The sequence below is a fragment of the Enterovibrio gelatinilyticus genome (genome assembly GCF_028683095.1).
Lineage (GTDB): Bacteria > Pseudomonadota > Gammaproteobacteria > Enterobacterales > Vibrionaceae > Enterovibrio > Enterovibrio gelatinilyticus.
In genome coordinates, this window is the sequence record NZ_JAJUBC010000004.1 from 12596 (window position 1) to 31671 (window position 19076).

Here is a 19076-nt window from a genome sequence, read left to right on the forward strand (position 1 = left end):
TCTTACACCTCTATTAATGCCTCTAACGATTTTTCTAATCTGGATACAAGGTGCTGTTTGTTGAACTGAGTTGAAGCGTACTCATAGCCATTCTTACCTAGTTGTGCTCTTTCAGCATCGCTAAGAGAAAGAAATTTAACAATATTTTCAAATAAGAGATTGAATTTACCTGAGTCGCAGGTTAACCCGCAATGTGCATCTTTGATCAATTGGGACGCAGCTCCGTCTATCATCCCCAAAACAGGTAACGATGCCAGCATATAGGATTGTACTTTGCCTGGAACGGTACGAGAAAAGATATCATCACTTTTAAGTGTTACAAGTGCAGCATCTGCTTTACTGTAGAAGTTCGGCATCGCTTCCAAAGGGTGCTGTCCAAGTAATACGATTATGTCTTCCAGAGCAAAACGAGCAATTTCCTCTTCCAACTGCAAGCGTCGCCTTCCGTCTCCCACAATGCTAAAGACAACATTTAGTTGCTCTTGCTTAACAAGCTTTGCACATTCGACGATAGCATCAAAGTCTTGTGCATCGCCGATGTTGCCAGCAAAGAGTATATTAACAACTCCCGAATCGGATGGTGAACGCTCGATCGAAAATAGGTCTTCTGCCCAATTTGGGAAAATCAATGTTGGAGTGTCAGATTTATCACGTTGTCGTATTGCCGATAAATAGGCTTCCGACTGCGCGAGAATCAAATCGCAGTTGCCATATATATACGATACTAACTTACCAATGAGGTTTATTGCTTTCTCGGATTTTACGATTCCTACCGCTTGTAACGATTCAGGCCATAAATCTAGTGACCACATAGCTAGTGGGATTTTTTTGTTTTTCTTTATCGCTATGGCTGGTAACACTGATGTCACAGGACTCAATTGACATGCAAGAATTACATCAAATTGCTTATCTTTGAATTTCCTCACCCCATTGAATGTTGCTGAAACAGCGAAAGAAACGTAATTTAGAAGCAAGTTGATACTCCCCGTTTTACGGGGAAGCATCGGTACACGTAAGACCTCAATACCTTGGAAGTTCGAAAAATTATGCGGTGCTTCTACATATTCCGAAAAGAAGACTCCATCAGGATAGTTTGGTTTGCCCGTTAAGACTGTTACTTCGTGGCCTTGCTCATGTAGGGCGCAGACCAGGTCGTTGATCCTAAAATTCTCGGGCCAAAAGTATTGTGATACGACGAGTATTTTCATTTAGTTATATTGTTTCCAAACAACACGCTTTACGTAGTCCGTATACGAATGAATGATTCGTACCACTTTGTCCGACACATTTGGCATTGTGTAATCTGACACTTCTCGTAACAAACGGGTTTCGCCACGTGGCTGAGTTTCCAAAATCGCTAACGCTTGAAGTACACGCTCGACTTCTAAACCAACCATCATGACTGAAGCTTCTTCGAAGCCTTCTGGGCGCTCGTGTGCTTCTCGCAGATTTAGTGCTGGGAAGTTCATGATAGACGATTCTTCAGTGATCGTGCCGCTATCAGACAGCGCTGCTTTAGCATTCTTCTGAAGGTGGTTGTAGTCATGGAAGCCCAGAGGCTTAAGTAGTTGAACATTTTCATGGAAAGTAATTCCTTGCTGTTCAATACGAGCACGCGTTCTAGGGTGCGTTGATACGATAACCGGATAACCGTATTTCTCGGCGACCGTATTAAGAATACAAGCTAGCTTTTCAAGTTGTTTCGGTGAATCAACGTTTTCTTCACGGTGAGCACTTACGACAAAGAACTTGTTTGCTTCAAGACCCAACCTTGATAGAACATCGGAAGCATCGATGTTATCCATATAGTGATTGAGTACTTCGTACATAGGACTGCCCGTTTTTACGACTCGGTCAGGACTAATGCCCTCGGCCAATAGGTAGTCTCTCGCGATTGTGCTGTAGGTCAGGTTGATATCTGAAATATGGTCCACAATTTTGCGATTTGTTTCCTCTGGTACTCGCTGGTCAAAACAACGATTACCAGCTTCCATGTGGAAAATAGGCACTTTGCGTCGTTTTGCTGGCAGTGCAGAAATACAAGAATTTGTATCTCCAAGAACTAACATCGCATCTGGCTGAACTTCAGCAAGCGCTTGATCGACTTTGATGATAACTTGCCCGATAGTTTCAGCCGCGCTACTACCCGCAGCATCCAAGAAGTAATCAGGCTTTCTTACACCAAGATCGTTAAAAAAGACTTGATTCAATTCGTAGTCGTAATTCTGACCAGTATGTACCAATACGTGTTCGCAGTGATCATCCAGCTTAGCAAGAACGCGCGATAGTCTGATAATTTCTGGTCTAGTACCCACTACCGACATGACTTTTAATTTTTTCATTCAATTACCCTTGCAAACGTATCAGGTTTTTCTCTATCAAATACTTCGTTAGCCCAAAGCATAACGATGAGTTCATCTTCACCAATATTTGTGACATCGTGAGTCCAGCCAGGAACAGTTTCTACGACTCTGAAATCATCTCCACTTACGATTTCTTCATAGAACTCACCCGATTCAATCTGTTGAAACTTGAAATTGGCTTGTCCTTTGATTACGAGAAATTTTTCGTTTTTCGTATGGTGGTAATGCCCACCCCGAGTGATTCCAGGATGCGCTGTAAAGAAAGACACTTGACCAGCTTCTTTCGTTTTCAAGAGTTCACAAAATGTACCGCGAGGATCTTGGTAAGATGGGACGGTATAAGTGAATTGTGATGGTTTGAAATAGCTGATGTAGGTTGAATACAACGCTCTTTCTAAGCCAACACCGACATTTTCAACGATGAGGCTATCTCGGCTTTCTTTAAACTTGTAAAGGAGACCCGCAATTTCACCGACTGTCGTAGGATAAACAGTTTCAACTGTTTGAATACCCGACGTCAACGTCCCTGACAAATGTCGACAGAAGCTATCACAAACATCGTCAATGTATACCAAGCTGACTTTCGCTGATTCATCATTGATTGTCAGGGGTAAATCATTTGCCACATTGTGACAAAACGTGGCGACAGCCGAGTTGTAATTAGGCCGGCACCATTTGCCAAACACATTCGGCAAACGATAGACGAATACATCTGCTCCGGTATCGCGACCATAGGCTAGAACAGCTTCTTCTGCGCCCGCTTTGCTCCGTCCATACGCTGTTGAGCCTTCGGCATGTATAGAAGAAGTAATTAGAAGAGGTGTTTTCTTACCTGCAGACTGCAAGACATCGATGATTTTCTGAGTAAGATCAGTGTTACCTTCTTTAAACTCACGATCATCTTTCGGTCTGTTGACGCCAGCTAAATGAAATACAAAGTCAGCTTCTAACAACGCGTCCGCCAAGTCACTGCTCGAACTGTCTCGATCAATACAGATAAGATCGCTAAAACCCTGCTCAGTTAAGAAAAACGTAAGATTTTTCCCAATGAACCCTTTGGCACCTGTCACCAATATTTTCATGGAACGCGTCCTATCAATCGTTGTTTTTCGACACAAGCTTCTGGATAAAGTCCAGCTTCAACAGGAGGGTTTTCATACCTTCCACATCAAGCCTTTCAGTGTTGTGAGAGTTATAGTCTTCCAACTCAGTGATGCGTGGGTCACCATCTTCTACGAATTTGCCGTAGTTCAAGTCACGCAAATCCGGGGGCACTTGGAAATAGTCGCCATGGTCAATAGCAGATACCATTTCTTCTCTGCTCAAAAGCGCTTCGTAGAGCTTTTCACCGTGTCGCGTACCGATGGTGTTAACAGGATGCTCTGGCACTCCTAACAACTCTTTGAGTGCTGTCGCTAATACTTCAATAGTCGCTGCTGGCGCCTTCTGCACAAAAATGTCCCCATTCTTGCCGTTCTCAAACGCATACAGAACCAAATCAACGGCATCACCCAGTGTCATCATGAAGCGTGTCATATTAGGATCTGTAAGAGTCAGAGCCTTACCTTCGTTTATGAAATCAACAAATAGAGGGATCACTGAACCGCGTGAAGCCATCACATTTCCATAGCGCGTCCCGCAAATCATCGTTTTGCTTTCATCAACATTACGAGACTTAGCCACCATCACTTTTTCCATCATCGCTTTGGAGATTCCCATAGCGTTGATCGGATATACGGCTTTGTCAGTGCTCAAGCAAACTACACGAGAGACTTCATTGGCAATCGCAGCCTCAAGCACGTTCTCTGTGCCTATGACATTGGTTTTAACTGCTTCCATTGGATGGAATTCGCAAGAAGGCACCTGCTTAAGCGCTGCTGCGTGGTAGATGAAATCCACACCTCGGGAGGCATTTAAAATACTGCTATAATCTCTTACATCACCGATATAGAACTTCAGTTTGGGGTTATTATATTTTTTTCGCATGTCATCTTGTTTTTTCTCGTCACGAGAAAAAATACGAATCTCTTTGATGTCTGTATCAAGAAACCGATCCAGTACAGCATTACCAAACGAACCCGTCCCGCCGGTGATCAACAATACTTTATCTAAAAAAACGTTCGAGCTCATAATCAGCATTCCTATAAATCTAATTTATCCCAGAACAAACTTGTTACATATGCGAGCCGCATAACGTCCAGAAAATAATAGTAACATCAAGGTCAGTACCCAAAACGACATCATATTCTCTAAGAAACCAAACACCTGATTGTTAGCTGGAAGGTATAAAAACATCAGTGCAAACAACGGAAGGAGCAATTTTGCAACAAAATTCCCCTTAAATAGTGCCGCATTCACCACTTTCGAGAAGTAAAAACCGAGTGCAAGCATCACAAAAGTGACACCGTAGAATGAAACATCGTTGGCAAAGTAGCTGTAAGCTGAGTGCCAATATACATTTTCATCCCATCTATCAGTGATTTTTCGTTGATATGTTCTTTCTCGAACATCAAAACCTAGATAATCTTCGAATACACGTTGTAGAAAAACGGAATGACCTACACCATAAGTCGAATCAAAAGGTTCATCTAGTGATATGGACATCCCTTTGTAACCTTGACTAATGTAAACCGCTATTTTTTCATAGAAGTCATAAGCCACACCTTTGTACTCACCTACTTCTCGCTCAAAAGTTACATTATTTGCAGCTAAATAGTCGAAATTTGCTGGTGTTTCTTCTTTAACGACAACCGCATAAAGGTTAGCCCCTGACTTTACTGCATAAAACTGCCAAAAAGAAAAAGCGAACATGAAAACCAATGACAAAATTACGCCTTTTCTTTTCATCAGTCCCTTTAAACCGCCATCTTCTTTTTCATCAGACATAAATATAACAAAAAGACAAACAGAGATAGTGAAGAAGTAGGAAAAATTAATTGAACTCAAGCTCATTGCTGTCCCAGCGAGTAGAGGGATCAGTGCAACAAGAATGCCTGCAGTTCTCTCCTTAAAGCTCAAACTTGTCCACCTAAATATAATAATTGGCAATAAACAGTACTTAAATATCCCAAAAAAGATCGTTAGTGCAGTTAGATACTTATTTCCCTTGTACTCGCCTGATAGTAACTTCTCTGCATACAGGTTTCTTGACTGAGCAGGATCCCATATTCCCAACCTGATGCTTTCAACAAACCCTGTTGGTATTAATGAATCCGACATTGTTATATTTTTAAAGAAAATCACACTTCCAATTAAAGCAAAGAAAACAATTAACCAGTAATATTTCCCAGCAAGTAAAGAGTAATCAACTCTCGCATGCGAATCAATAGGCCTAACTTTTTCTCTCTTAAGGTTCCATATGTATCCTGCTATAAATGCACAGTGATATAAGAAAATAAAAATTAAGAGTTCGGTTTCATTCCCGAAATTCCAATTAACCGGCCCATCGACGGCTAGATATACGGTAAAAAGCAAATATATTTCCACAAGCAGGAGTGGCACTACATTCTTTAACTTCATGTTGTTATCCCTAACTTTTCCATACTTCATTGAACTTCATAACTCGATCTTTTATCAACGCGTAATGTGTAGCATGTTTTCCCTCATTTAATTTTAGATCATTTAGTTCTCGCATAATGACTGGGGATTTAAATATCACCCTAACAAGATACAGATAGTAGCTAAAATTTAATAGCTTGCCTGCAAGGCCACCTCTTTTATAGCAAGATAGTCTATTCCTTAAAATAAATTTACCTAGATAGCTTTCGTCTAAGCTCTCAAGATATTTAAAGACATTTTCCTTGTCTATATTATATTTTTCGTTATCTACCAAATATATCGAACCAGGCGTACGCCTGTAGTAAATGTACACCTTACCAACTGTCTTAAACTTGATGTCTTTATAATTGGATGAAAGATGGGCCATCATAGGGAAATCTTCAGTAACACGAAACTTTCGGATAAAATCAAACGTATCTGAATCTTTGATAAAACAATTTCTGTAAATCAAGCTTGGCGTATTGATAACATTTATGTTCTTTAATTTTGAGAAAAAACTCTCTTTCTCATAGATATGCTGAGTTGCAAGCATATGAAACATTAGTGAATTTGACTTACTAAGAACACCATCAATTAACAATAGCGGCATTCCAGTAACAAAGTCACAGTCATTCAACCATTCAGCTTCCTGAAAAATATTTTCGTACGAGTAAACATCATCGCCCGCTAATAGCTTAAACGGCTCATTGCCTATATGCTCCCACATACTCGTAAAGCTAAAACCAACACCACGATTTATGCCGTCGCCTAGAATAATGCACTCTATAAACAAGTCTTTGTTCTGATTAATCCAATTGTTAATCTTAATCAAACTATCGTCTTTCGAGCCATCGTCGGAAATTACAAGCTTAACATTCTTGTTTTTCCCGTATTGCTCCACCTGGTATTTTATACTTTCTAAATGTTCTATTATGTACTGTGAATGGTTGTAAACCAACACAGAAAACGTGAAGTCAATAATCATTGAAAAGTTCGTTTTATTTTTTGTAAGACAGCCCTTAATAGGGGCAACATTGCTTTGAAGCCAACCATTTCAAAACCTAACCTGATGAATTTCACCTTCCAACCAAGGCTATATTTCCCCTCAGAAAGCGATTCACTTGCAAAACCTCGAACTGAGGAATCTAGAGATAAGTTATATTTTTTTATCGCAGGAATAATAACTTTCTCCACCCACTTACCTCTTCGAATGGCGCCACCTAATTGATATTGATAAACAAAAACGTCTTCTTTATCAGGAGTGGCACAATAAAATTCGTATTTATCCCCATAAGCTCTCGCACTCCCAAAAAACTCCCAAGCCCAAGGATTATCAATAGTACCTGTCATTTCCTGCAGAATTTTTTTGCGCCAAAGTGCAGGGCACGAATTCACCTTATAATCGGTAGTTCTACCCAATTTATAGAATTCATCGAAAGATTCAATTTGAGTGGTTGGTATATTGTTAAAGTAGAAAACACCAATATTTTCGTTTCTTTTCATCAAGTCCAAGCAACGAAGAATTTTTTCAACGTTAACTCGGTCTTCAAGAATAAAGTCATCAAACAGAGTTATAACAAATTCATGCTCTACATGATTTAAGACGTTGAGAAGTTTCTCGCCCCATTGAGGATTACTTAGATCACCATTAAAGTTCAAATCGTCTATATTTAAGTCACCAAATGACGTTGTCTTTGTTTCAGTATTTAAAATAATTCTCAGACTACATCCAGGCCAATGCTCTGACAATGCTGAGAAAAACATCTCCCACACATCTTCATAGGCATCACAAGATTGAATAACTAAAACACAAGAATCAGATATTACCTTGTTTAGCTCTATGACTTGTTTTTCGCTAAGCATGTTTCGCCATCTCCCTAAATAATTCATTACGAGAAATGAGCTCTTGATACGTTCCTGAATCGGTAACTGTACCCTGCTCTAAAAAATATATCATATCGCAGTTTTCGACGGTTTTAAGTCGATGCGCTATCATTATTATCGTTTTACTTCCACTAAAGTCATTGATAGCTTCCATGATCAATCTCTCTGTTATGCCATCCAATGCACTAGTAGCTTCGTCAAATACAAGAACTGATGAGTCTTGATATAGTGCTCTGGCAATACCCACTCTCTGACGCTGTCCGCCGGATAGCTGCACACCCCGCTCCCCAACTTTTGTGTGAACTCCTTGCGGCAGTTGTGATGCTAGTTCTTCTAATCTGGCAAGCTTCAATGCTTGGCTTACACGCCGATAGTCAATTTCAGTTTCAAGTAGCCCAAAAGCGACATTCTCCGCAATTGTTCCTTCGCTGAGGAAAATGGTTTGTGGCACATAGCCAATCACATTCTGCCAAGCACGTACTTCAGTTGATTCGATCGCCTCTCCATCGACTACTAACTTTCCTGAGTCTGCCTCAATTAAGCCAAGTAAAATGTCAATTGCAGTGGATTTCCCCGATCCTGAAGAACCAACGATGCCAATGGTTTGATTGACAGGAAATACCATATTCAGATTGGAAAGCGCCTTCGTTTCTTTATTTGGGTATGAAAAATCGATATTGCTCAGCGCAATTATTGAACCAGGTTCTATGCGCTTGATTGAACACCCTGCGTCTTGTTGAATGTTTTCTCTTTCGCTTAACTGTGATGCAATCAGTTCTGGTCGAATTTCTTCAAAAGCAGCGATGTTACCTTTGATCAAAGCAATACTTGCGTATATTTGCTGAACCGCAGGAAGGAGCTTAAGGCCAGCCAATGCATAGACCGCAAGTAGGGGAAGTATCGCACTTAGGTTCCCATCATGCGTTTTAATCAGCGCTAGAATAAGACCTATCATTGCTCCAAATGCGATGAATTCCATCAAATAACGGGGAACTAAACTTAGTGCATTATTTTGCCCATTTGCTTCAGCAAACTTTACGCCGCTTTCTTCGAAGTGATCAATGAAATTTTTACTTCTGTTTAGAAGCAAAACATCTCTAATACCCCCAAACCCTTCATTCATCAATCGAAAACGATGTACGGAGGTTGCTGATATATCCTCGCCATTTTTCTTTAGACGCGCTTTGATCGTGCGATACAATGCAACATAGGCGATAACAAATATAAAAAATCCAGACAATGCAACAATCGGGTTATAAGCAAAGATTGCAACAACGATAGTAATTGCCAGCACAATCCTTGCATTCATTTGGATAAGTGGCAATATTACTTGACTTGTTATACGAATTGATTCGGTCGATACTTGTTTAATAAACTGAGCACTGCTACCGCTTGAGTGAAATAACCAGTTTTGACGTAGATAATGGCGGTATAGACGGTCAGATATTTCAGTACCTACTTTGAAAGCAAATATTGATATGAGCCAAGTAGTCACCATCGATACAGCTGACGCTAGTCCTAAAGCAATCAACACGCCAACACCAAGCAGAAAAAGAAAATCATAAGGATTTTCTGAACCCATGTAGCTATACAATGATGAGAGAATACTGTTCTTCTCTATCAACGATATATCACCAACAAGCGCCATGAATGGCCCGATAGATGCGATACCCACCACCTCCATGATGGCCATTGCTACTACCAATATCTGAAGTAAATAGAACTTCTTCCTTTGGCTAGGTGTTAATAAGGAAAAAAGTTCCTTAACTAGCTTTAACATCATTCATATCCATTGATTTTTTCTATGATGTATGAAATATCTTCATCAGTAAGTGTCGGATCAATAGGAAGGCTAAGCACTTCATTATGTATCCTTTCTGTCAGAGGAAGACCTATATCTTTAAGTTCTGAATATGCATTTTGTTTATGAGGAGGCGTCGGATAATGAATAACTGTTTGAATCTCATTCTCAAGCAAATATTCACTAAAGCGATCACGTTCTTCTGTCCTCACTACGAAAAGGTGAAAAACGTGATTTTCTATATCATCCCAAATAGGAAGTGAAATTCGGTTATTCTTAATTTCATTGCTATATCTTGTCGCGATTTTTCGGCGTATTGCGGTTTCGCTTTCCAGATATTTCAACTTGACGCGCAACATTGCTGCTTGAATTTCATCAAGGCGAGAATTAACGCCTTTAAACTCATTTTCATACTTGCGATGTGACCCATAATTTCGAAGCGCCAGTAATGTATTTGCAAGCTCTTCATTATTAGTGGTAATTGCTCCACCATCGCCTAATGCACCTAAGTTTTTACCTGGGTAGAAACTAAATCCGGCTGCATCTCCCCAATTCCCAGCCTTCTTACCAAGAATCTCTGCACCATGCGCTTGTGCACAGTCTTCAAGGATGAGTAGATTGTGTTTTTTGGCGATGTCACAAAGTTCAACCATAGGGCTGATTAAACCATATAGATGCACAGGCAATATTATTTTAGTTTTACTTGTAATCGCCTTTTCTACATTGACAGCATTTAAGTTGTAAGTCTGCTCGTTGGGTTCTAGCAACACAGGAACAAGATTGTTCTCAGTAATCGAAAGTATAGACGCAATGTATGTATTTGCAGGAACGATGACCTCATCACCGTCATTCAAATATCCCAATTCTTTCCAGGCCCTCAATACAAGAGTGAGTGCATCCAATCCGTTTGCCACGCCTATGGCATACTTAGTGCCACAACACTCTGCAAATTCTCTTTCAAACTCAGTAACTTCTTTACCTAGAATGTACCATCCTGAATCAATGACTCGGGTACACACTTCAACTAACTCATCTCTATACTGTGCATTTATGGTTTGAAGGTCTAAAAACTTTAGCATTTTAATTCTCTATATATCTTACGATTTTAGCTGGATTACCCACTACTATTGCGTTATCTGGCACATCTTTTGTGACCACTGAACCTGCACCAACTAACGCATTTTCGCCAACAGTAATACCTGGTAAAATTGTTGTATTGGCTCCTAATGACGCGTTTTTCTTTATCAATATTCGAGAGAATGCTGCTGGATATATTTTAGAACGAGGAAATTTGTCATTAGTGAATGTTACACTAGGCCCAATGAAAACATTATCTTCTAGTGTGGTTCCATCCCATATATACACACCACACTTTATCGTCACTTCATCACCAATCATGACATCATTTTCAATAAAGGTATGGGCGCAAATATTACAGTTAGACCCTATTTTTGCACCTTTTAATACCACAGAAAATTGCCAAATAGTAGTTCCTTCCCCAATATTGTCTGTGCTCACATCACTCAATTCATGTATCATCATTTTTTACAGCTCCGACAAAATCATCATAATCACGAATGTAGTCAAGTTCGTCATAGTTATCACTTGCTAATACCATTAAAATGCAATCGTTTGTAAAGTCATACATTTCATGCCACTGCATTGGTTCAATCATTAGTCCTTTTGTTGGAGAATCTAGTGTTACTTCGACTTTCTCAATGCCATTATCCATCAAAACCACACAACTTCCCTTCAAACAAACCGCAGTTTGCCTTAGTGTGAAATGTGCATGATAACCTCTAGGCACTCCTGGCGAAGTATCATATATATAATATGTTCGCTTAATTTCAAATGGAATATTCCCATTACTTTCAAGCGAAACCAATTGCCCTCGCTCATCACCAAGTGTTTTGAATTTTATTATATTTACAAAACTCATAATCTACCTTTCAATAATGAAAGCAAATATTGCCCATAGCCATTTTTTTTCATGCTTTCTGCAATAAATTTGACTTCACAATCACTCAACCACTTATTTCGCCATGCAATCTCTTCTAAACAAGCAATTTTGAATCCCTGACGTTTTTCGATTGTTTCAACAAACGTAGCCGCTTCCAATAGGCTGTCATGGGTGCCAGTATCCAGCCATGCAAAGCCGCGACCTAACAGTTCAACCGAAAGTTCATCGTTTTTCAGATACTCTTGATTGACTGATGTAATCTCAAGCTCTCCTCGGTCAGACGGCTTGACGTTTTTCGCAATATCTACTACTTGGTTGTCATAGAAATACAAACCCGTTACAGCGTAATCCGAACGGGGAGCGTCTGGCTTTTCTTCAATTGAAACCGCATTGAAATTATCGTCAAATTCCACCACACCAAAGCGCTCGGGATCTTTCACTTGATAACCAAATACTCTGGCACCTTTCTCAATTTTTGCTGCTTCGAGTAGCTTCGGTGAAAAACCTTGCCCCCAGAAAATATTGTCGCCCAACACGAGACAAACTGAATCATCACCTATGAATGTTTCACCAATGATGAATGCTTGCGCTAGGCCATCAGGGGATGGCTGTTCTGCATATTCAATATCAATACCAAATTGAGATCCATCACCTAACAATCTGACGAAGCTATCTATATCTTCAGGTGTAGTAATTATTAGTACTTCTCTTATCCCTGCCAGCATAAGTACTGACAGCGGATAATAAATCATTGGCTTGTCATAAACAGGTAGAAGTTGCTTAGAAATGCCGCGCGTAATCGGATATAGACGCGTGCCAGATCCACCAGCGAGAATGATGCCTTTCATAGAATTAAGACCCTAAATGTTGATAGCTTCAGGCTTACGTGAAAGCCATGATGAAAAAGAAGATGCTAATTTAGTTTGAACCAAGGCGCTCTCGGGTATATGAACCATCTAGTACGCGTGACCACCAATCTTGGTTGTTCAAGTACCATTCCACAGTCTTTCTAATACCTGACTCGAAAGTCTCTTCTGGTTCCCAGCCCAGTTCTCGTCCAATCTTCGTTGCATCAATGGCATAACGTACATCATGACCAGGGCGATCTTTCACATAGGTAATCAGTTTTTTGTAGTGTTCTACATTATCTGGTTTGTTGGGACGAAGCTCTTCAAGTAGTGTACAAATGCTTTGTACTACTTCGATGTTTGCTTTTTCATTATGACCACCAATGTTATAGGTCTCTCCAACAACACCTTCAGTGACAACTTTGTACAAAGCACGAGCATGGTCTTCAACATACAACCAGTCACGAATCTGCATTCCATCACCGTAGACAGGCAATGCTTTTCCTTCTAACGCATTAAGAATCATCAGAGGAATTAGCTTCTCAGGGAAGTGGTATGGACCATAGTTGTTAGAGCAGTTTGTCACAAGCGTCGGCAAGCCATAAGTTCTCAGCCAAGATCGAACTAAGTGATCACTAGATGCTTTAGATGCAGAGTAGGGGCTAGATGGCTCATAAGAAGTCTCTTCGGTGAAGAGCTCATCCGTACCTTCCAAGTCACCATAAACTTCGTCGGTTGAAATATGGTGGAATCGAAACGCTTCTTTTCGCTCAACACAGAGTTGGTTCCAGTAACTTCTTGTAGCCTCAAGTAATACATATGTACCAACGATATTGGTCTCGATAAATGCTGCGGGTCCATCTATTGAGCGGTCTACGTGAGATTCGGCAGCCAAATGCATAACAGCGTCAGGTTGGTGTTCTTCAAAAATTCGAGTGAGTGCTTCTCTGTCACAAATGTCAACTTGCTCGAACACATATCGTTCATTGCCGCTGACTTCGGTCAGTGATTCCAGGTTGCCGGCATAGGTCAATTTGTCCAAATTGACTACGCTATCTTGAGTGTTGTTAATGATGTGACGTACAACTGCCGAACCAATAAATCCTGCACCGCCGGTGACGAGTATTTTCATTCTCTAACTCTTTTTCAAATCAAATTTTTTTAAGTTAAAACGCTACCGCCCTTAGGTGTCGTTCCCAAAGCACGCGATAGCCAGAATTTGTTGTCGAATATTTGTACTACTTCTTCCTCAACACACTGTTTTCAGTAGTTACTTCCACCTGACGATTGAGTAGTTTTATCAACAAGATAGATCGCATTTCTCCATCCGCTTCTTTGTAGATAGCGTCTGAACCCTCAAACTGCCCACCCAACACTTCGATTTGGTCACCCGGCTTCAACATGTCATTTAGCTGCTCGCGCTGTTCATCCGAATCTTCGTGTGCCATTAAGCTCAAAATCAGATCGAACGGAACGGTACAAGGCACAGCTCCATGCCTGACAAAATCCACAACACCTCGGGTTGAACGCACTGTGGTATAAGCAATTTTTTCAGGATCAAAGGAAGCAAACACATAGTTTGGAAAGAGGGGTTCGAGCTGCGGGGTTCTTTTACCGCGACGAATTTTTTCAACCGTCACTTGTGGATAGTAACAGTCGATACCTTGCCGCTTAAGGTGCTGCTCTGCGCGTTGTTGCTCGCTGCGTTTACAATAGAGCAGATACCATGAATTCATTATATTTCTCGCCGATGTCCTAGCTAGCCAATTTGCACCGTCTCTGCGACGCAACTCAAGAGTATATTAGGCTGGTCATCGTGCAGCAAGGGCTGTGCAGCCGACAGCTCAATTTGTCTGCACTAGTTCATAGTTTGAATTGTTGTACGTAGCTTTTTTCAGAAATGCAAAATGCCGCACAATATATGCGGCATTTCGTTTCAAGGGATTTAAGAAGATCTAGATATGGGGATTAGGCACTCAAACGCTGTATGTCTAAGCTAAAACTGGTTAACCCGACTTCACTCAACGACACGCGAACGTTTCCACCCGCTAAATCTATGGTTTGAAAGCGCGTGCTGGCTGCGTCAACGCCTAGCAAGTGATCGTTGTTTACAATGATCGCATTCCCTGTCCCATCAACCACAGCATTCAAGCCTGCTGATAGTACACTGAGTTCATTATCTGACGCATTGAGGATGCCAAACATGGCCCGGATTGGACTTGCGTAGGTCGATTTCTTAATAGCATGCTCAATTTGATGCACGAGATGAACAAAACCGCGCTCATCGGCATCTTGTGAACGTAGGTATTCATTGAAGAAAGCACGGATCATTAACGTTGTAGCCGTTCCGTTTCTCCCTGCTGAAGCGCTATCTACCATGTAGAACGCCATTTGACCGTCCATCATCCATGTATAATCCAGAACAACAGGACTAGAATCCGCAGATTGCAGAGAGTGATATGATAGACGCCAATCCCCTTGTCTTGAGTCTTGATCGGGCATTAAGCCCATGAGTAAGTCTCGAGCATTCCCTGGGTTGTCTAACAAGTCATCGAGGTGCCATTTTAACTCTTCGGTAAGTGGTTGATCGCCACCATTTTGGGCGAGCTTGAACCATTGCTGGCTAAAATCCATATCGCAGCTTGCGCCACCATCAGCATCTTCGAGTACTGACATAATCGCGGATTTCACTACCATGATGTCATCAATAGGCTTGATCAAAAAATCTTTCACGCCAAATCGGAGCGCTTGTGCCACATCAGACATGCCGCCCGTACCAGAGATAACGATGACCGGAAGCATGGGATACTCCAAACTTACTTCTTCAACGAATTCCAATCCAGTCATTACGGGCATAGACAAATCACTGAGCAAGAGATCAGGAATGCCTTCTCTGAGCGCTTTAAGCCCATCAAGTCCATTTTCTGCTTCTCTAACAATGCATCCTTCTTTGCGTAAGAAACCACCGATGATTCGAATGAATACGGGGTCATCTTCTACAATCAGAACCTCTTTACCTTCTAACACTGCCCTGCTCTCCTGATCGGGTACTGGTTTACGTCTAAGGAACGTCGCCTTAGTCCCTTTAGGATAGTTTGAAATCCGTCACGACGTTGCAACATCCACGTAATTCTAGGCACCAGTACACATAACCTTATGTATCCAGAAAGGAAAAAACTCATCTATTTGTTTAGCTTCTGAACAAACATTACGTTACTTACGATGTTGCTTATTGATATGAGACAACGAAAAGAGCATCTTGTTAATTTGAAATAGAGATCTCTATGTCTTTTTATAGAAGGCAATCGCAATTCGTGAATACATATGAAACTAGATGATCTAAATCTCTTTCGTCTTATCGTCGAAAATGGCAGCTATACATTAGCGTCGAAGAAAACAGGGATCCCTGTAGCGACACTGACTCGCCGCATTCAAGCGCTTGAAGAAGACATGAAGATTAAGCTTTTGCATCGTGACGCTAGAAAGTTGTCACTAACGGAAGCTGGGCAAGGCTTTTATGATAAATGCTCACCGCTACTCGAACAACTCATGGCCGCGACGGAGAGCCTATCTGAACATTGTAAGGGCGAATCTGGCACCCTAAAGATAAGTGCGCCATCTAATATTGCGATGAAACTGCTACAGCCAATGTTTAGCGCATTTTTGACTCAGTTTCCTGATATTAAGCTTGATTTGGAACTCTCTAATGATTCCGATAACAAGCTTAGTGACGGGCACCATGCTTTTATACGCATCGGGCCTCAAAGGGATTCATCCCTTATTGCTCGTAAGCTTCATACGGTGAAAGACATTCTTGTTGCTAGCCCTTCATACATTGCAAACAATGGATCACCGAGTGATGCGTCCGATCTGATGAAGCATCATCTACTCAAAGGTTGGCCGCTTATGCGTTGGCGTTTAACTAACACTCGTGGACAACACCTGTGTATTAGTCAACAAGGCCGCTTTGAGGCTTCAGAACTGCGACTTGTCCGAGCCGCCGCAAAAGATGGATTGGGCATCGCTTTAATACCCGATGTGTTAGTGAGCAAAGACATCGACTCAAAGGAGCTGAAACAGGTTCTTCCTGATTGGACAACAAGCCCCCGTGATATCTATTTGATGTATCATGGCAAAACAAATCTGCCAGCCAAGCTTCGTGTATTTATTGATTTCGCACTCAACTATTTTCAAGTAAATAACACACAAACGTGACATGGTTCACTGAATGTCCCAAAAGCGATAAGTGGTTAAAATATCACTACACTTTTGCTATTCAAAACTTGCTAAGGCGCTTCCGTAACGCTAATTGTTATATAGATGTAAAACCAAAAAGCAGCGATATCTGTCACTGCACAAACGTTAACGATGGTTTTTGCAAACGGAAGGAGCAATTATGATTTTGGGACATTTGCTAGGCTTGTACACCCATCCAAAAGAGGAATGGCAAAATATTGATGACCGCCATGAGGGCGCATCAAACAGCCTCGGGCACGCGGCGATTATGGCGTTGATTCCACCCATTTGTGCTTACTATTCGAGCGCACACATAGGCTGGAGTATTGGCGTTGGCGAACCTATTTTTCTGACTGAACAAAGTGCGTTGATCATTGCAGGTGCAATGTATTTCGCATTGATCACTGGCGTGATGGCGCTAGCTTACTTAACGCTCTGGATGAGCCGTACGTTTGGCTCGAACCCGACCTACACACAAGCGCTTGAACTAGCTGCTTACACCGCTACACCCATATTTATGGTGGGCTTAGCGGCACTCTACCCTGTTGTATGGTTCGTGATGCTCGTGGGCTTGGCTGGCATCGCCTATTCCATATATCTTTTGTATACCGGTGTGCCGATCATCATGCACATACCTGAAGAACGTGGTTTTATCTATGCTAGTTCAGTCGTGACATGTGGTTTGGTACTGCTTGTCGCTATCTTGGCGAGCAGCGTCATTATGTGGAATGTTGGCTTTGGCCCGATGTTTGTGAATTAGACCACTTTGATGCTTTGATGCTTTGATGCTTTGACGAGATATATCCACGAATCACTTCTAACAAAAAACGCGGTCACTATAACAGTGACCGCGTTTTTTTGAGGTCGATTTTCACGACACTCAGTTTTCGTTGTAGATCTCGAGGTTGGCTAGTTCTTGCTGTTGTTCACGTAGCTCTTTCGTTTCGTCATTTCGCAGGCTATCAATGTACTCAAGGTATGCTTGATTGATATCTTGCGTAATGTAATGACCGCTAAACACTGAGCTTTCAAACAATTTCACATCAGGGTTACCTTCACGGACAGCATCTTCCAAATCCGTCAAGTCTTGAAAAATCAAACCATCCGCGCCGATAATACTGCCGATTTCATCAACTTCACGTCCGTGTGCAATCAACTCATTTGCACTTGGCATATCGATACCATACACGTTAGGGAAGCGAATTTCTGGAGCGGCAGACGCCATATACACTCGTTTAGCGCCCGCTTCACGTGCCATCTCAATGATCTGTTCTGACGTGGTGCCGCGTACGATGGAGTCATCAACCAGCAAGACAGATTTATCTTTAAACTCAGAGCGGATTGCATTGAGCTTGCGACGAACAGATTTACGACGCTGCTGTTGACCCGGCATGATAAACGTACGCCCAACATAGCGGTTCTTCACAAAACCTTGACGATAGGGTTTGTTAAGCTCTTGAGCAATTTCTAACGCGATATCACACGAGGTCTCTGGGATTGGGATAACAACATCAATGTCTAAATCATCCCACTCGCGACGAATCTTAGCACCGAGCTTCTTGCCCATATTGATACGTGCTGCGTAGACAGAGATCTTATCGATAAACGAGTCGGGGCGTGCAAAATACACGAACTCAAAGATACATGGTGACAGTGAAGGTGTATCTGAACATTGGCGAGTGAACAGTTGCCCGTCAATGGTAATGTAAACCGCTTCACCCGGCGCAACGTCTCGCACAAAATCAAAACCAACAGCGTCTAGCGCAACGGACTCTGAAGCGACCATGTACTCTTCGCGGTTGTTAACAGTACGCTTGCCCAAACACAATGGACGAATACCATGCGGGTCGCGAAAGGCAATCAAGCCATGACCAATGATCATAGCGACTACGGCATATGCACCACGAATTTGTTGGTGAACAGCACGAACAGCTTTAAACACATCGTCTTCTGATAATGGAAACGAAGTGGCTTCATCAATTTGGTGAGCTAATACATTAAGAAGGACTTCAGAATCAGACGTGGTGTTAAGGTGGCGGCGGTCTTGAGCAAACAGTGACTCACGAAGTTCATTCGCGTTTGTCAGGTTGCCGTTGTGTGCCAACGTAATACCATAAGGAGAGTTAACGTAAAACGGCTGCGCTTCTGACACGCTTGAGCTTCCTGCGGTAGGATAGCGCGCATGCCCTATCCCAACCGTTCCTTGCAAGCGTTGCATATGCTTGAGTTGGAATACATCTTTTACCAAACCGTTTGCTTTTCTCAAGCGAAAGCGGTTGTTGTCAATGGTAACAATGCCGGCGGCATCCTGACCACGGTGCTGAAGTACTGTCAACGCATCGTAAATTGACTGATTAACCGGGGTTTCACCCACGATTCCAACAATCCCACACATGTATGCTGTTCCTTGTAACGCAAGAGTGAGCCCAGGGAACTGTTTTTACGTT

At 41.8% G+C, this 19076-nt stretch carries 18 protein-coding genes; 2 read left to right on the forward strand and 16 right to left on the reverse strand.

The annotated features are described in order from the left end of the window. Positions 1–2: 2 nt before the first annotated feature. The 15 genes from LRP50_RS04460 to LRP50_RS04530 all read right to left on the reverse strand — a co-directional run bounded on the left by LRP50_RS04460 (position 3) and on the right by LRP50_RS04530 (position 15420). A complete protein-coding gene (locus LRP50_RS04460; RefSeq protein ID WP_274163295.1) occupies positions 3–1208 on the reverse strand; it encodes a glycosyltransferase family 4 protein in 1206 nt (401 codons plus the stop codon). Then, complete coding sequence (wecB, locus tag LRP50_RS04465; protein ID WP_274163296.1) at positions 1209–2342, reverse strand: non-hydrolyzing UDP-N-acetylglucosamine 2-epimerase; 1134 nt, start codon at positions 2340–2342, stop codon at positions 1209–1211. It lies immediately after the preceding gene. After that, positions 2339–3445: a UDP-2-acetamido-2,6-beta-L-arabino-hexul-4-ose reductase gene (wbjC, locus tag LRP50_RS04470; RefSeq protein ID WP_274163297.1), complete on the reverse strand. Its 1107-nt coding sequence runs from the start codon at positions 3443–3445 to the stop codon at positions 2339–2341. The genes wecB and wbjC overlap by 4 nt, the downstream gene beginning before the upstream one ends. Positions 3446–3458: 13 nt before the next feature. Continuing rightward, positions 3459–4493: a polysaccharide biosynthesis protein gene (locus tag LRP50_RS04475; protein WP_274163298.1), complete on the reverse strand. Its 1035-nt coding sequence runs from the start codon at positions 4491–4493 to the stop codon at positions 3459–3461. A gap of 24 nt (positions 4494–4517) precedes the next feature. Beyond that, positions 4518–5882: a hypothetical protein gene (locus LRP50_RS04480; protein ID WP_274163299.1), complete on the reverse strand. Its 1365-nt coding sequence runs from the start codon at positions 5880–5882 to the stop codon at positions 4518–4520. 10 nt (positions 5883–5892) lie between these two features. After that, complete coding sequence (locus LRP50_RS04485; RefSeq protein ID WP_274163300.1) at positions 5893–6885, reverse strand: glycosyltransferase family 2 protein; 993 nt, start codon at positions 6883–6885, stop codon at positions 5893–5895. Further along, positions 6882–7763 (reverse strand): hypothetical protein, encoded by an 882-nt coding sequence (locus tag LRP50_RS04490; RefSeq protein ID WP_274163301.1) that lies wholly within the window; start codon positions 7761–7763, stop codon positions 6882–6884. The genes LRP50_RS04485 and LRP50_RS04490 overlap by 4 nt, the downstream gene beginning before the upstream one ends. Further along, positions 7756–9567 (reverse strand): ABC transporter ATP-binding protein, encoded by a 1812-nt coding sequence (locus LRP50_RS04495; protein ID WP_274163302.1) that lies wholly within the window; start codon positions 9565–9567, stop codon positions 7756–7758. The genes LRP50_RS04490 and LRP50_RS04495 overlap by 8 nt, the downstream gene beginning before the upstream one ends. Then, on the reverse strand, positions 9564–10664 hold the full coding sequence (locus LRP50_RS04500; protein ID WP_274163303.1) for a DegT/DnrJ/EryC1/StrS family aminotransferase: 1101 nt from the start codon (positions 10662–10664) through the stop codon (positions 9564–9566). Before LRP50_RS04500 ends, LRP50_RS04495 begins: the two co-directional genes overlap by 4 nt. Before the next feature lies 1 nt (position 10665). Then, positions 10666–11127: an acyltransferase gene (locus LRP50_RS04505; RefSeq protein WP_274163304.1), complete on the reverse strand. Its 462-nt coding sequence runs from the start codon at positions 11125–11127 to the stop codon at positions 10666–10668. Beyond that, on the reverse strand, positions 11114–11524 hold the full coding sequence (locus tag LRP50_RS04510; protein WP_274163305.1) for a sugar 3,4-ketoisomerase: 411 nt from the start codon (positions 11522–11524) through the stop codon (positions 11114–11116). The genes LRP50_RS04505 and LRP50_RS04510 overlap by 14 nt, the downstream gene beginning before the upstream one ends. Beyond that, the gene (gene rfbA, locus LRP50_RS04515) at positions 11521–12393 is read right to left on the reverse strand and encodes a glucose-1-phosphate thymidylyltransferase RfbA (protein ID WP_274163306.1); all 873 of its coding nucleotides are present in this window, start codon (positions 12391–12393) and stop codon (positions 11521–11523) included. The genes LRP50_RS04510 and rfbA overlap by 4 nt, the downstream gene beginning before the upstream one ends. 70 nt (positions 12394–12463) lie before the next feature. Then, on the reverse strand, positions 12464–13525 hold the full coding sequence (rfbB, locus tag LRP50_RS04520; RefSeq protein ID WP_274163307.1) for a dTDP-glucose 4,6-dehydratase: 1062 nt from the start codon (positions 13523–13525) through the stop codon (positions 12464–12466). A gap of 106 nt (positions 13526–13631) precedes the next feature. Then, positions 13632–14129 (reverse strand): transcription/translation regulatory transformer protein RfaH, encoded by a 498-nt coding sequence (gene rfaH / locus LRP50_RS04525; RefSeq protein ID WP_274163308.1) that lies wholly within the window; start codon positions 14127–14129, stop codon positions 13632–13634. A 232-nt stretch (positions 14130–14361) separates the two neighbouring features. Beyond that, entirely contained in the window at positions 14362–15420 is a 1059-nt protein-coding gene (locus LRP50_RS04530) for a response regulator (RefSeq protein ID WP_274163309.1), read from the reverse strand. A 297-nt stretch (positions 15421–15717) separates the two neighbouring features. On the opposite strand from LRP50_RS04530, the gene LRP50_RS04535 reads away from it, so the two are divergent. Together LRP50_RS04535 and LRP50_RS04540 are read left to right on the forward strand one after the other, a co-directional pair. Beyond that, entirely contained in the window at positions 15718–16608 is an 891-nt protein-coding gene (locus LRP50_RS04535) for a LysR family transcriptional regulator (protein ID WP_274163310.1), read from the forward strand. A 181-nt stretch (positions 16609–16789) separates the two neighbouring features. Next, a complete protein-coding gene (locus LRP50_RS04540; protein WP_274163311.1) occupies positions 16790–17389 on the forward strand; it encodes a Yip1 family protein in 600 nt (199 codons plus the stop codon). A gap of 120 nt (positions 17390–17509) precedes the next feature. Here the strand turns inward: LRP50_RS04540 and purF are convergent, their stop codons facing one another. Then, on the reverse strand, positions 17510–19024 hold the full coding sequence (gene purF / locus LRP50_RS04545) for an amidophosphoribosyltransferase (protein ID WP_274163312.1): 1515 nt from the start codon (positions 19022–19024) through the stop codon (positions 17510–17512). Between the last annotated feature and the right edge of the window lie 52 nt (positions 19025–19076).

Bases quoted from the DNA above. Each gene is read 5' to 3' on its own strand.
- LRP50_RS04485 (WP_274163300.1), bottom strand. From the start codon at position 6,885: ATGATTATTGACTTCACGTTTTCTGTGTTGGTTTACAACCATTCACAG.
- rfbA (WP_274163306.1), bottom strand. From the start codon at position 12,393: ATGAAAGGCATCATTCTCGCTGGTGGATCTGGCACGCGTCTATATCCG.
- wbjC (WP_274163297.1), bottom strand. From the start codon at position 3,445: ATGAAAATATTGGTGACAGGTGCCAAAGGGTTCATTGGGAAAAATCTT.
- LRP50_RS04460 (WP_274163295.1), bottom strand. From the start codon at position 1,208: ATGAAAATACTCGTCGTATCACAATACTTTTGGCCCGAGAATTTTAGG.
- rfbB (WP_274163307.1), bottom strand. From the start codon at position 13,525: ATGAAAATACTCGTCACCGGCGGTGCAGGATTTATTGGTTCGGCAGTT.
- LRP50_RS04480 (WP_274163299.1), bottom strand. From the start codon at position 5,882: ATGAAGTTAAAGAATGTAGTGCCACTCCTGCTTGTGGAAATATATTTG.
- purF (WP_274163312.1), bottom strand. From the start codon at position 19,024: ATGTGTGGGATTGTTGGAATCGTGGGTGAAACCCCGGTTAATCAGTCA.
- LRP50_RS04540 (WP_274163311.1), top strand. From the start codon at position 16,790: ATGATTTTGGGACATTTGCTAGGCTTGTACACCCATCCAAAAGAGGAA.
- LRP50_RS04495 (WP_274163302.1), bottom strand. From the start codon at position 9,567: ATGATGTTAAAGCTAGTTAAGGAACTTTTTTCCTTATTAACACCTAGC.
- LRP50_RS04510 (WP_274163305.1), bottom strand. From the start codon at position 11,524: ATGAGTTTTGTAAATATAATAAAATTCAAAACACTTGGTGATGAGCGA.
- LRP50_RS04475 (WP_274163298.1), bottom strand. From the start codon at position 4,493: ATGAGCTCGAACGTTTTTTTAGATAAAGTATTGTTGATCACCGGCGGG.
- rfaH (WP_274163308.1), bottom strand. From the start codon at position 14,129: ATGAATTCATGGTATCTGCTCTATTGTAAACGCAGCGAGCAACAACGC.
- LRP50_RS04490 (WP_274163301.1), bottom strand. From the start codon at position 7,763: ATGCTTAGCGAAAAACAAGTCATAGAGCTAAACAAGGTAATATCTGAT.
- LRP50_RS04500 (WP_274163303.1), bottom strand. From the start codon at position 10,664: ATGCTAAAGTTTTTAGACCTTCAAACCATAAATGCACAGTATAGAGAT.
- LRP50_RS04505 (WP_274163304.1), bottom strand. From the start codon at position 11,127: ATGATGATACATGAATTGAGTGATGTGAGCACAGACAATATTGGGGAA.
- LRP50_RS04535 (WP_274163310.1), top strand. From the start codon at position 15,718: ATGAAACTAGATGATCTAAATCTCTTTCGTCTTATCGTCGAAAATGGC.
- wecB (WP_274163296.1), bottom strand. From the start codon at position 2,342: ATGAAAAAATTAAAAGTCATGTCGGTAGTGGGTACTAGACCAGAAATT.